The 13165-nt window shown below is 70.2% G+C and carries 10 protein-coding genes; 6 read left to right on the top strand and 4 right to left on the bottom strand.

All coding sequences use genetic code 11. From position 1 onward, the window contains the following. Positions 1-57: 57 nt before the first annotated feature. Both NE358_RS10890 and NE358_RS10885 read right to left on the bottom strand, forming a co-directional pair. On the bottom strand, positions 58-1215 hold the full coding sequence (locus NE358_RS10890; protein ID WP_289938407.1) for a glycoside hydrolase family 3 N-terminal domain-containing protein: 1158 nt from the start codon (positions 1213-1215) through the stop codon (positions 58-60). A 59-nt stretch (positions 1216-1274) separates the two neighbouring features. Beyond that, the gene (locus NE358_RS10885) at positions 1275-2528 is read right to left on the bottom strand and encodes an LCP family protein (protein ID WP_103206356.1); all 1254 of its coding nucleotides are present in this window, start codon (positions 2526-2528) and stop codon (positions 1275-1277) included. A gap of 105 nt (positions 2529-2633) precedes the next feature. On the opposite strand from NE358_RS10885, the gene NE358_RS10880 reads away from it, so the two are divergent. Together NE358_RS10880 and NE358_RS10875 are read left to right on the top strand one after the other, a co-directional pair. After that, positions 2634-3470, top strand: coding sequence for an aldo/keto reductase (locus NE358_RS10880; protein ID WP_103206357.1), 837 nt, complete (start codon positions 2634-2636; stop codon positions 3468-3470). 19 nt (positions 3471-3489) lie between these two features. Then, complete coding sequence (locus NE358_RS10875) at positions 3490-5307, top strand: thioredoxin domain-containing protein (RefSeq protein WP_289938401.1); 1818 nt, start codon at positions 3490-3492, stop codon at positions 5305-5307. 186 nt (positions 5308-5493) lie between these two features. Here the strand turns inward: NE358_RS10875 and NE358_RS10870 are convergent, their stop codons facing one another. After that, on the bottom strand, positions 5494-7068 hold the full coding sequence (locus NE358_RS10870; protein WP_141375921.1) for a dolichyl-phosphate-mannose--protein mannosyltransferase: 1575 nt from the start codon (positions 7066-7068) through the stop codon (positions 5494-5496). A gap of 23 nt (positions 7069-7091) precedes the next feature. Between NE358_RS10870 and rsmI the strand changes: the two genes are divergently transcribed. Genes rsmI through NE358_RS10855 form a run of 3 tightly spaced genes read left to right on the top strand, consistent with a single transcriptional unit; the run spans position 7092 to position 10529 of the window. Continuing rightward, complete coding sequence (gene rsmI / locus NE358_RS10865) at positions 7092-7910, top strand: 16S rRNA (cytidine(1402)-2'-O)-methyltransferase (protein ID WP_103206361.1); 819 nt, start codon at positions 7092-7094, stop codon at positions 7908-7910. Positions 7911-7959: 49 nt separating this feature from the next. Beyond that, positions 7960-9534: a methionine--tRNA ligase gene (gene metG, locus NE358_RS10860; RefSeq protein WP_103206362.1), complete on the top strand. Its 1575-nt coding sequence runs from the start codon at positions 7960-7962 to the stop codon at positions 9532-9534. Beyond that, positions 9531-10529, top strand: coding sequence for a TatD family hydrolase (locus NE358_RS10855; RefSeq protein ID WP_499317799.1), 999 nt, complete (start codon positions 9531-9533; stop codon positions 10527-10529). The genes metG and NE358_RS10855 overlap by 4 nt, the downstream gene beginning before the upstream one ends. Positions 10530-10683: 154 nt before the next feature. Here NE358_RS10855 and NE358_RS10850 read toward each other — a convergent pair whose 3' ends face one another. Continuing rightward, positions 10684-12144, bottom strand: coding sequence for a sugar porter family MFS transporter (locus NE358_RS10850; RefSeq protein ID WP_103206363.1), 1461 nt, complete (start codon positions 12142-12144; stop codon positions 10684-10686). Between the two features lie 67 nt (positions 12145-12211). On the opposite strand from NE358_RS10850, the gene rsmA reads away from it, so the two are divergent. After that, positions 12212-13051, top strand: a complete 840-nt coding sequence (rsmA, locus tag NE358_RS10845) for a 16S rRNA (adenine(1518)-N(6)/adenine(1519)-N(6))-dimethyltransferase RsmA (RefSeq protein ID WP_103206364.1) — start codon at positions 12212-12214, stop codon at positions 13049-13051. The last annotated feature ends 114 nt before the right edge of the window (positions 13052-13165 follow it).

Raw genomic sequence — 13165 nt, 5'->3', positions numbered from 1 at the left:
CTGGTTTCGGCTCGGCGCTCGTCGGCGGCGCCGCGAGCGGCGGCGCCGCGCACCGGCCTACGGCATCGCGGCTTTCTGCTCCACGATCCGCCGGGCGGCGGCATCCACCTTCGCGGCGAAGGCGGGGTCGCTCTGCGCGCGCGCCAGCACCGCCTGACGCATCTCGGGGTACACCGAGGGGTCGGCCGATACGAGAAGCAGGTCGACACCGGCGTCCACCGCGAGCGTCGCGCGGTCTGCGGGCGACCACGGCTGCACCTGCCGGGCGGCTGAGAGGTCGTCGACCGTGATCACCCCGTCGAAGCCGACGCGGTCGCGCAGCACGTTCACCACCGCGGGCGAGAACGCGGCGGGTGCGCCCGGGTCGATCTGCGCGTAAATGGCGGTCGACATCATGACGATGGCGTCGCCCTGCGGCAGGACGTTGTCGTAGACGCCCACATCGGCGCCGTCCGCGGTGACCGTGTCGTCTGTCACGCCCGTGCGCGTGTCGGTGTTCTCGTCGACGTGACCGAGACCCGGGAAGTGCTTGAGGGTGGGCATGACGCCGCCGTCGCGCATGCCCGCGGCGAACGCCCCGACCTTCGCGGCGACCGTGGCCCGGTCGTAGCCGTACTCGCGCGCGAGCGCGCCGATCGGAGGATTGGATGCCGCGAACTCCGGGCTCGTGACGATGTCGGCGACGGGCGCGAGGTTCATGTTCACCCCGGCCTGCGCGAGCTGCGCGCCCCAGGCCGCGGCCGCCGACCGCAGAGCCGCGTCGGTCTGGGTCGCCTGCTCGACCGCCGAGGGAATGCGGTCGAATCCGGGGCCCTTCAGCACCTGGACGGTCCCGCCCTCTTGGTCGGTGGCCACCCAGAGTTCCGGGGCGCCCGCGGCGACGGTCGAGGTGAACTGCCCGATGAGTCCCGCGGTGGCCTGGGCGCCGGCATCCGATCTTCCGTGCAGGAAGATCCCGCCCACGTGATCGTCGCGCACGGCCGCGAGGGTCGTGGGGTTCACGCCGTCGACCGAGGTGCCGACCATGAACATCTGCCCCACCCTGTCGGCCAGGCTCATCCCCGCGAGCGGATCGGGAGTGGCTGTCGGCGTGCGGGTGGGCGTCGCGGTGGGCGAAGCGGATGCCGAGGGCGCCGGGGCCGCGGCCGGGGCGCAGGCGGTGAGGGTCAGGGCCGCGAGCAGAAGAACGGTCGTCGAGCGCGTGGCGGTTCTCACTCGTCCATGCTCCCCGACGACGCTGGACGGTTCCCGGGTCTTGACGGAACCCGGGGCGATCAGCCGTTGCCGGCGGAGCAGGTGGCCTGGTTCGCCTTCGTCCCGCTGACGTTGCTGGGCAGTTCCACCACGCCGGGCGCGGCACTGGCGTCCGTGGCATCCGGGGCGGGGGTGCTCGCCTCGGGGGCGGGCTCGCCCGGCGCTGCGGTGGGTGCGGAGGGATCGGCGATGACGCCGCCGTTGGCCCCCTCCTGTCCGGTCAGCTGCAGGGGAGCGTTGGTGTTCAGCGCCTCCCACAGCGTTGCCGCCGACGTCTGGTCGGGGATGACACGGTTGTTGTCGGCGGGGTCGTCGACCACGGGGAACTGCACGAACGTGATGTCGCTGAACGGCACGTCTTTCAGCGTGTACGCGAGCTGGGCGATGCGGATCGGGTCGGCGAGGCTCTCGCTCGGTTCGATGTTGTTCACCGCGGTGTTGGCCAGGCCGATGAGCGTGCCCGGGTTGGAGAGCACCTCGTCGCTGCGGAGCTTGTTGATGAGGCGAGACAGGTATTGCTGCTGGTTGCCGATGCGGGCGAGGTCGCTGCCGTCGCCGATGCCCTTGCGCGTGCGCAGGAACGCCAGGGCATCGTAGCCCTTGACCACGCGGGGGCCGGGCTCCCAGTCGATGCCGGCGTCGGGATCGTCGATGCCGTCGCCACCGATGCAGACCTCCACGCCGCCGATGGCGTCCGTGATGTTGACGACGTTGCCGAAGCTGACCTTCGCGGCGAACGGGATGCTCTGTCCGCTCAGTTCCGAGACGGTGTCGGCCACGCACGTGAGCCCGCCCGCCTCGTACGCGGAGTTGATCGGCGCCTTGTACGAGGCCTCCGAGACCGTCCCGTCGGGGTTCGTGCATTCCGGGATGCCGATCTGCAGGTCGCGCGGGAACGACACGACCGTGACGCGTCGGGGATTGGCAGACACGTGCACGAGCATGTTGACGTCGTTGCGCGTCCCCTCGTTGCCGGGGTCCGAGCAGCGGGCGCCGAATGCGGCCTTGACCTGCTCGTCGCACTCATCGGTGCCGACGACGAGCACCGAGAACGGCTCGTTGTAGGCACTCAGTGCGGGCGGCTCGGCCGGGGCGTCCTTGAGGGGGACGGCGGCCTCCTGAAGCCGCTGCGACAGCGAGAAGGCGTAGAAGCCGCCCACAGCGACCGCCGCGACGAGCACGACGGTGACGGCGATCGCGACGAGCTTCGCTCCGCGGCGCCAGGTCGAGGAGGGATCACGTCGAGCGTGCCGGGTGGGGGGCTGCGGCGTCATCACGGTAGTCAACCACGCCCGGGCGCGAGACCGCGGGGCTGAGTCATCGTGACCCGCGCGTCAACCCCAAGAACGCTTCGAACCTCGGCTCCCTAGGCTCGACACATGACCGTTCCTTCAGTTCAGCTCAACGACGGAAACTCCATCCCCCAGCTCGGCTACGGCGTCTTCCTCGTGCCCGCCGACGACGCCGAGCGTGCCGTGTCCGAGGCCCTCGAGGTCGGCTACCGCCACATCGACACCGCGGCCATCTACAAGAACGAAGAGGGTGTCGGGCGTGCGATCGCCGCCAGCGGCATCCCACGTGACGAGCTCTTCGTCACCACCAAGCTCTGGAACGACCGCCACGAGGGCGACGAACCGCTCGCCGCGATCGATGAGAGTCTTCAGAAGCTCCAGCTCGACGCCGTCGACCTCTACCTGATCCACTGGCCGACGCCGAAGAACGACAACTACGTGCACGCGTGGCAGAAGATGATCGAGATCCGCGAGAGCGGCAAGGCCCGTTCGATCGGCGTCTCGAACTTCCTGGTGCCGCACCTCGACCGCATCGTCGCCGAGACCGGCGTCACCCCCGTGGTGAACCAGATCGAGCTGCACCCCGCCCTCAGCCAGCGCGAGATCGCCGCCTGGGGCCAGGAGCACGACATGCACATCGAGTCGTGGGGTCCGCTCGGCCAGGGCAAGTACGACCTGTTCGAGCTCCCCGCGGTGAAGGATGCCGCCGAGGCCCACGGCAAGTCGCCCGCCCAGGCGGTGCTGCGCTGGCACATCCAGCACGGCTTCATCGTGTTCCCCAAGTCGGTGCGGCGCGAGCGCCTCGAGGAGAACTTCGATCTGTTCGACTTCGAGCTCACCGCCGACGAGATGGCCGCGATCGACGCGGTCGACCCGGGCGACGGGTCGGGCCGCGTCGGCACCCACCCCGACGACCTCAACTGAGTCCCGCGCACCCGCGCGCATGAACCGCCTCGCGAACGCCTCGAGCCCCTACCTGCGGGCCCACGCCAATAACCCCGTCGCGTGGTTCCCCTGGGGGGCCGAGGCGTTCGCGCTCGCGGCCGAGAGAGACGTCCCCGTGATGATCTCGATCGGCTACAGCACCTGCCACTGGTGCCACGTCATGGCGCGCGAGTCGTTCCAGGATGCCGAGACCGCCGGCATCCTGAACGAGGGTTTCGTCTCGATCAAGGTCGACCGCGAAGAGCATCCCGACGTGGATGCCGCCTACCTCGACGCGGCCAGTGCCTTCACCCCTCACCTGGGGTGGCCCCTCACCGTCTTCGCGTCCCCCGAGGGGCACGTCTTCTACGCCGGCACGTACTTTCCGCCCTCGCCCCGCCCGCCGCAGCCCTCGTTCCGGCAGGTGCTCTCCGCGGTGCGCGAGGCCTGGACCGAGCGCCGGAGCGAAGTGGATGCCACGGGCTCCTCGCTCCGCGACGCCCTGGCCGCCGCGGCCACCGCCCCGGCCGACGCTCCGCCGTCCCTCGACCAGCTCGCCGCCGCTGCGCGCACGGTCGTTGCACGCGAGGACCGCGAGTACTTCGGCTTCGCCGCGGGCCCCGCGTTCGAGACCCCGAAGTTCCCGAACACCCCGGTGCTGCGCTTCCTGCAGCACCCCGCTCTGACCGCGGATGCTCCGGATGCCGCGGACGTGGCATCCCGAGCACTCTCCGCCATGGCCCGCTCCGACCTGCACGACACGGTCGAGGGCGGCTTCTTCCGCTACGCCACGCGCCGCGACTGGAGCGTGCCGCACTACGAGCGCATGCTCACCGACAACGCCGGTCTCGTCGAGGTGGCGCTCGCCGCGGGGGACGACGCCACGGCGACCGACGCCGCCCGTTTCCTCGTCGACGTGCTGCAACTGCCCTCGGGCGGGATCGCCGCGGCCCAGGACTCGGAATCGATCATCGACGGCGTCCGCAACGAGGGCGGGTACTACCGTGTCGCGGACCGTTCGGCACTGCAGCCCCCCGCTCTCGACGCCAAGGTCGTCACCGGCTGGAACGGTCACGCGATCGCCGCCCTCGCTGCCGCCGGAACCCGCACCGACCCGCGCTTCCTCGAAGCGGCGCGCTGGGCCGCCGACGCCGTGCTCGAGAGCAACGTCGCCGACGACGGGACGCTCCGCCGCGCCTCGCTCGACGAGGTCCGCTCCGCAGCCCCCGCGACGCTCGAGGACTACGGGGGACTCGCGCGGGGCCTGCTCGCCCTCGCGCGCGCGACCGGCGAGGTCGCCTACGCCTCCCGCGCACGGGCGCTCGTCGACCTGTGCCTCGGCGACGACGGCATCCATCCGCTCGGGGGAGGCGACCCCGTGCTCGTCAGCCAGGGGATGCACTCGCACGCCGTCCCCACCGACGGCGCCTCGCCCTCGGGCCCGTCCGTCTTCGCCGCCGCCGCCCTCGATCTGTGGCGCCTCGGCGCGGGGGAGCGCTACCGCAGCGCGGCGGAGTCCCTCGTGCGGGCCGCGGCCGACGTCGCACTGTCGTCGCCCCTGGCACACGGCGCGATCCTCGAGGTCGCGCTCGGTCTGGTCTCCGCTCCGCGCCAGGTGGTCGTGGTGGGCGAGACGGATGCCGAGATCGCCGACGCGGCGCGTCGGGTCGCCGCCGACGTGGTGGCCGTGGTGTCGCCCGCGCAGGCCGCCGCTTTCGCCGAGGCGGGGTTCGAGCTGTTCGAGGGCAAGGTCGCGATGGACGGCGAGGCGACGGCGTACGACTGTCGGGCGTTCACCTGCGCGTTGCCGACGACGGATGCGGCGCGGCTGGGCTGAGACCGGTGCGCCGTCCCCTCGCGTCTTCGACCTTCCACAGATTCGGATCCGTGCAGTGGATTCGGATGCCGAGCCCCTCACGGGACCGATTCTGTTGCATCCATCCGATTCTGATGCGCGTCCACCCGCACGCCACCTCGCGTCGACCCCACGCCCCGCTCCGCACGCCCACGGCGCGCGCCCCGATCAGATCCAGGTCGGCAGCCAATTGTGCAGGCGCCAGAACTCGTACGGCACGGGCAGTCCGACCCACACGGGGTACCAGAACGCCGAGATCACGAGGCAGAGCCCGAGGAAGGCCAGCACGACCGCCTGCCCGCTCGCTCTCGACGCGCCCTTCACCCCGCGGGCGACGTCGCGCAGGGCGAAGGTGAGCGCGAGCACCAGGAAGGGCAGCATCGCCACCGTGTAGAACTGGAAGATCGTGCGCTCGGGGTAGAGCAGCCACGGCACGTAGGTGGCGGCGAGTCCGGTCAGCACGAGGGCGTGGCGCCGCCAGTCGCGCACCATGACGAAGCGCACGAGCAGATACAGGGATGCCGCGACCCCGGCCCACCAGATGATCGGGTTCGCGATGCTCGAGATCGCCTCGGTGCACCCCGTCGGCAGGGCGCAGCCGTTGACCCCGGCCTGGTCCTGGTGCCAGTACATCGAGGTGGGACGGATGAGCAGCGGCCACTGCCAGGCGGGGCTGGCGTAGCTGTGCGGGGTGACGAGCCCGACGTGGAAGTTGTACATCTCCTGGTGGTACGCCCACAGCTGCCGGAGCGGCTCGGGGACCCACCCCCAGATCCCCGTCGCGGCGACCGGGGTGCCGCGCATCCACCCGCCGTTCGTGAACAGCCAGCCCGACCAGCTCGCCAGGTACACGACGACCGCGACCGGCACGAGCAGCACGAACGACACGAGCCCCTGGCGCGCGGCATCCATCGGCCACTGCTCGATCCCGGCGCGACGACGGGCGACGGCGTCGGTGACGACCGCGTACAGGCCGACCGCCGCGAGCACGTACAGTCCCGACCACTTCACGGCGGTGGCCGCGCCCGCGGCCGCTCCTGCGGCGACGAGCCACGGCCGCGCCCACAGCACCGGGCCCCACGTGTGTCTTCCCTCCGGGAGGGCCGTGAGGGCGGCGCGCAAGCGATCGGTGCTCCGCCGCGCGTCGAGAGCGACGAACCAGAACGTCAGCACGATGAAGAAGGTCAAGAAGATGTCGAGCAGTGAGATGCGGCTCAGCACGATGCCGAGTCCGTCGATCGCGATGAGACCGGATGCCACCGTCGCGAAGGGGATCGACCGGGTGAGCGTGCGCGCGAGCAGGTAGACGAGCAGCACGGTGGCGGTGCCGAAGACGGCGGCGGAGATGCGCCAGCCGGTGGCGGAGTCGGGTCCGAGCAGGGCCATGCCCGCACCGATCAGGATGCGACCCAGCGGCGGATGCACCACGTAGCTGCCGATGCCGGTGAAGACGTCGGTATCACCCGCCACGAAGCGGGCGTCGGCGCCGTCGGGCCAGGCCGAGGGGTAACCGAGCACCCACTGGCTCCACGAGTCCTTCACGTAATAGGTCTCGTCGAACACGAGCTGGTGCGGGTTGCCGATGTCGATCAGGCGCAGCACGGCCGCGAGAAGGGTGACGAGGGTGGGCGCGAGCCAGCGCCACAGGCGGAATCCGCGGGGGCTGGCGAGCAGGGCGTCGCGCCACCGATCGATGCGCGTCTGCTCGACGACGGGGAGCAGCGGAGGGACGGCGGTGGTCACGGCCCCCAGCCTAAGGTGGAACGGTGATCATCCTCGCGGCGACCCCCATCGGCAATCTGGGCGACGCCTCGAAGCGTCTGATCGAGGCGCTCGAGAACGCCAGCGTCGTCGCGGCAGAAGACACCCGCACCACGCAGCGTCTGCTCGCGGGCCTCGGGGTCGAGAACCGTCCGCGCCTGATCGCCCTGCACGATCACAACGAGAAGGAGCGGGCCGCCGAACTGGTCGAGCTCGCCCGCGAAGACGATCTGCTGGTTCTGAGCGACGCGGGAATGCCCACCGTCAGCGACCCCGGTTTCGGCCTGGTCGCCGCCGCTGCCGCCGCGGGGGTCACGGTCACCGCGATTCCCGGTCCGAGCGCGGTCGTCACGGCCCTGGCCGTCGCGGGCCTTCCCACCGACCGCTTCGCCTTCGAGGGCTTCCCGCGCCGCAAGCCGGGGGAGCGCCGCAAGGCCTTCGCGCAGCTCGCGTCGGAGGAGCGGACCCTCGTCTTCTTCGAGTCGCCGTCGCGCGTGGCATCCACCCTCGACGATCTCGCGACCGCGTTCGGCGCCGATCGTCCTGCCGCCGTCTGCCGCGAGCTCACCAAGCTCTACGAAGAGGTCAAGCGCGGAACCCTCGCCGAGCTCGCCGCGTGGGCGGCCGAGGGCGTCCGCGGCGAGATCGCGATCGTCGTCGGCGGGGCCACCGCCCGGGAGGTGGCGTTCCCGGATGCCGTGACCCAGGTGCTCGAGATCGTCCGGGGCGGCACCCGGCTCAAAGAGGCCGCCGCCGAGGTGGCGTCGCAGACCGGCCACTCCTCGCGCGAGCTGTACCAGGCGGCGTTGGCCGTCAAACGCTGACACCTGTCACACGGTCGGCCGTGTCGGTGCCTCCCCGTAGAATCTCCAGGTGACTTCCGGCCGATCCTTCTACATCACGACGCCGATCTACTACCCCAGCGATCTGCCCCACATCGGGCACGGGTACACGACCGTCGCCGTCGACACGCTCGCCCGCTGGCATCGCCAGGCGGGGGATGACACCTGGATGCTCACGGGTACCGACGAGCACGGCCAGAAGATGCTCCGCGCCGCCGCCGCCAACGGCGTCACCCCGCAGGAGTGGGTCGACAAGCTCGTCACCGAGTCGTGGTTCCCGCTGCTCGAAACGCTCGATGTCGCCAACGACGACTTCATCCGCACGACGCAGGCGCGCCACGAGGAGCGTGTGCAGCAGTTCGTGAAGGCCCTGTTCGACCGCGGGTACATCTACGCGGGCGAGTACGAGGCGCTGTACTGCGTGGGCTGCGAGGAGTTCAAGCCCGAGGCCGAGATCGTCGACGGCACAGGGCCCTTCGAGGGGCTCAAGGTCTGCGCGATCCACTCCAAGCCCCTCGAGCTACTGCAGGAGAAGAACTACTTCTTCAAGCTCAGCGAGTTCCAGGACCGCCTGCTCGAGCTCTACAAGACCGAGCCCGACTTCGTGCGCCCCGAGTCGGCGCGCAACGAAGTCGTCTCGTTCGTGCGCAGCGGTCTGAAAGACCTCTCGATCTCGCGTTCGGCCTTCGACTGGGGCATCACGGTTCCGTGGGACCCCTCGCACGTCATCTACGTGTGGGTCGACGCGCTGCTCAACTACGCCACCGCCGTGGGCTACGGCACCGACCCCGCCGAGTTTGAGCGTCGCTGGCCGGCATTCCACGTGGTCGGTAAAGACATCCTGCGCTTCCACGCCGTGATCTGGCCGGCCATGCTGATGGCCGCGGGCCTCGACGTGCCGCGCGGCGTCTTCGCGCACGGGTGGCTGCTCGTCGGCGGCGAGAAGATGTCGAAGTCCAAGCTCACCGGCATCGCGCCCACCGAGATCACCGACGTCTTCGGCTCCGACGCGTACCGGTTCTACTTCCTCTCGGCGATCGCGTTCGGCCAGGACGGCTCGTTCTCGTGGGAAGACCTGTCGGCGCGCTACCAGGCCGAACTCGCCAACGGCTTCGGCAACCTGGCGTCGCGCACGGTCGCGATGATCTCGAAGTACTTCGAGGGCGTCGTGCCGGCCCCGGCCGCGTACACCGAGGGCGATCTGACGATTCAGAAGATCGTGGCGGATGCCGCGACCACCGCCGACGCCGCCATCGAGCGCTTCCGCATCGACGAGGCGATCGCTGCGATCTGGACGATCGTCGATGCGCTCAACGGCTACATCACCGAGAACGAGCCGTGGGCACTCGCCAAAGACGAGTCGACGCGCGAACGCCTGGGCACGGTGCTGTACACCGCGGCTGAGGGGTTGCGCGCGCTCGCGGTGCTGCTGTCGCCGGTCATGCCGGAGTCGACGTCGAAGCTGTGGGTCGCGCTCGGCGCGGCCGAGGGCCTCGGCGCTCTCGTCGAGCAGCCGATCCGCGCGGCGGGCACCTGGGGGCAGCTGCCCGCGGGGGCCACGGTCACGCCGCTCACGCCGCTGTTCCCGCGCGTCGAGCAGGCGTGACGCAGGTGCCTTCCGAGTCGGCGGCGGTCCCCGAGCCTGTCGAAGGGTCCGCGGCTCGAGCCTCCGCCCCCGGCTCGACCCCGGTCGAGCGCCCTCGCGACACCATCGGCGACGGCGATCCGAGCCAATACGTCCGCGAGCGCTCGATCGACGGGCGTCGCGACGTCAGCTATCCGCCGGCGCCCGAGCCCCTCGGCATCCCGGTCTACGACAACCACACCCACCTCGAGATCGAAGACGGCGAGACCGGCCTCTCCGTGGACGACCAGCTCGAGCGCGCGCTCGCGGTCGGTGTGCACGGGGTCGTGCAGGCGGGCGGCGACATCGACTCCTCGCGGTGGTCGGCGTGGGCGGCGCGGTCGCACCCGCGCGTCCTCGCGGCGGTGGCGATCCACCCCAACGAGGCGCCCGCGTACGAGCAGGCGGGGGAGTTGGATGCGGCGATCGCCGTCATCGACGAGCTCGCCGCCGAACCGCGGGTGCGGGCCATCGGCGAGACGGGGCTCGACTTCTTCCGCACCGAGGCCGACGGTATCCCGGCTCAGATGCGCTCCTTCGAGGCGCACATCGCCCTGGCCAAGAAGCACGATCTCGCGATGCAGATCCACGATCGCGACGCGCACGAGGCCGTGCTCGAGACGCTCGAACGTGTCGGCGCCCCCGACAAGACGGTGTTCCACTGCTTCTCGGGCGACGCCGACATGGCACGCCTGGCCGCCGACCGCGGGTATTACCTCTCGTTCGCGGGCAACGTCACGTTCAAGAATGCGCAGAATCTGCGCGACGCCCTGGCGGTGACGCCGCTCGAGCGCATCCTCGTCGAGACCGACGCCCCGTTCCTCACCCCGGTGCCCTACCGCGGTCGCCCGAACGCGCCGTACCTGATCCCGGTGACGCTGCGCTTCCTCGCGGCGGAGAGGGCGATGGATGCCGACGAGCTCGCCGCCCAGGTCGCGGACAACACCCTGCGGGTCTACGGCGCATTCGAGGAGTGAACACGCGCGGATCGTCCGCGATTCGCGCCGTCTGGGAGGGTCTCGCGCGGACTCGGCGGAGCTTGTACGGATCACGGAGACCACGCGGGCGCAGACGACGCCGGAACGACGAAGGCCGGCACCCCGCGGGGCGCCGGCCTTCTGGCATCCGGGATCAGGCCTTGGCCTTCGCCTTCGGCTTGCGGACGAAGAGCGTCTCGGTCTGCTCGAGCTCCATCCCCTTCGTCTCGGGGATGCGCAGGGCGACGTAGACGAACGACAGGGCCGCGAACAGGGCGTACATGCCGTAGGTGAGGGGGAGCGACCATCCCGACATCGCCGGGAACGAGACGGTGATCGCGAAGTTGGCGATCCACTGCGCTCCGGCGGCGACGCCGAGAGCCTTGCCGCGGATGCGGCTCGGGAAGATCTCGCCGAGCAGCACCCAGACCAGCGGGCCCCAGGAGGCGCCGAAGCCCACGACGAAGACGTTCGCGGCGACGAGGGCCACTCCGCCCCACGGGGCGGGGAGCGAGACGTTCTCGCCCGAGCCGGTGGCGAAGGCGAACGAGAGAGCCATCGCGCCGAGCGAGACGGTCATCAGCACAGAGCCGGTCAGGAGGATGGGCTTGCGCCCCACCCTGTCGACCAGGAAGATCGCGACGAACGTGACGACGACGTTGGTGACCGAGGTGATGACAGAGATCAGCAGCGAGTTGCTCTCGTCGAAACCGACCGCCTTCCACAGGGTCGTGGAGTAGTAGAAGATCACGTTGATGCCGACGAACTGCTGGAACATCGACAGGAGGATGCCGGTCCAAACGATTCCCTGAAGCCCCAGCACGGGACCGCGCAGAGAGACGTTCTTGTTCTTGCGGTCGGCCTCGATCGCGCTCGACAGCTCGTTCATCGTCTTGTCGAGGTCGGCGGGCGGCACGAGGCGCGAGAAGATCGCCTTTGCTTCGTCGCGCTTGCCCTTCGAGAGCAGGTAGCGGGGCGATTCGGGGACCGTGAACGACAGGATGCCGTAGACGGCGGCCGGGACCACACCGACGAGGAACATCCAGCGCCAGGCCTCCATGCCCAGCCACAGCTGGTTGGCCGCGCCACCGGCGGTGTTGGCGAGCAGAGCGTCGGAGAGCAGGGCGCCGAAGATACCGAGCGTGATCGCGAGCTGCTGCAGCGAGGCGAGCGAACCGCGGATCTGGCGCGGGGCGACCTCTGCGATGTAGGCGGGCGCGACGACCGAGGCGATGCCGATGCCCAGGCCGCTCATCACGCGCCACAGGATGAGATCCGGAACGCTGAACGTGAGGGCCGCGCCGATGGACGAGACGAAGAACAGCACGGCGCCGAGCAGCATGACCTTCAGCCGTCCCCAGCGGTCCGACAGGGCGCCGGCGACGACAGCGCCGACGGCGCACCCGAGAAGGGCGACGGCGACGACGAAGCCGGTCAGCACCTGCGAGAGCTCGAAGTTGCCCTGGACGGCGTCGACCGCGCCGTTGATGACCGAGGAGTCGAAACCGAAGAGGAAACCGCCCACCGCGGCCGCGAGCGAGAGACCGATGGCTCGTCGCCCGTACGGGCTTCTGAGGGTGAAGGCGTTCGAGGGGATGGACTGCGTTTGACTCACCTCATCACGCTACTCCTGCCCGTTCGGCGCGTCGGGCACTGGCGGGATCGCTGACTACAGTGGAACAATGCCCGTTTCCCTGCTCGGTGCCGCCGAGATCCGTCGGCTCGCCGCCGACCTCGACGTCACTCCCACCAAGAAGCTCGGGCAGAACTTCGTCGTCGATGCCAACACGGTGCGCAAAATCGTGCAGGCGGCGCGGGTCACGGCATCCGATCGTGTCGTCGAGATCGGCCCCGGTCTGGGATCCCTCACTCTGGCCATCCTCGAGACGGGCGCCTCGGTCGTCGCCGTCGAGATCGACCACCGTCTCGCCGAGCAGCTTCCCGCCACCGCTGCCGCTCACGATGTCCCCGCCGACCGGCTCACGGTGATCGATGCGGACGCGCTTCGCGTCGACGCGCTGCCGGGCGAACCGAGCGTGCTGGTCGCGAACCTGCCCTACAACGTGTCGGTGCCGGTCCTCCTGCACTTCCTCGAGACATTTCCCTACTTGCAGCGCGGCGTCGTCATGGTGCAGGCCGAGGTGGGGGAGCGCCTCGCCGCGCCTCCCGGGTCGAAGGTCTACGGCGCCCCGAGCGTCAAGGCCGCCTGGTACGGGTCGTGGCGATTGGCGGGCACCGTGTCGCGTCAGGTGTTCTGGCCCGTGCCCAATGTCGACAGCGTGCTGGTCGGCTTCGACCGGGATGCCGAACCCCGCGGTACCGAAGAGCACCGCCGCCGTACCTTCCAGATCGTGGATGCCGCGTTCCAGCAGCGCCGCAAGATGCTCCGGCAGGCGCTGTCGGGAGTGCTGGGCGGCACGGCTGCCCAGGCGGCGGAGGCGCTCGAAGCGGCGGGCGTCGACCCCACGCTGCGCGGGGAACAGCTCACGGTCGAGGATTACGCTCGCATCGCCGCGCTCTGACCGGCGCGCCGGGTCGGACCGGCGACCCTGCCCGACCGGGCGTCATCCGTCGGGTGAATTCTCGACGTGTTCATCACGCGTTCCGGAAACATGTCTGTAACATTTCGAGCCAAC

The organism is Sphingomonas sp. G5 (genome assembly GCF_052660795.1).
The sequence above is the reverse complement of the archived record's forward strand: the minus strand, read 5'-3'. Positions and strand labels throughout refer to the sequence as shown.

Coding starts and splice junctions, on each gene's coding strand:
- rsmA (WP_103206364.1), top strand. CDS start 12,212: ATGCCCGTTTCCCTGCTCGGTGCCGCCGAGATCCGTCGGCTCGCCGCC.
- NE358_RS10880 (WP_103206357.1), top strand. CDS start 2,634: ATGACCGTTCCTTCAGTTCAGCTCAACGACGGAAACTCCATCCCCCAG.
- NE358_RS10875 (WP_289938401.1), top strand. CDS start 3,490: ATGAACCGCCTCGCGAACGCCTCGAGCCCCTACCTGCGGGCCCACGCC.
- NE358_RS10885 (WP_103206356.1), bottom strand. CDS start 2,528: ATGACGCCGCAGCCCCCCACCCGGCACGCTCGACGTGATCCCTCCTCG.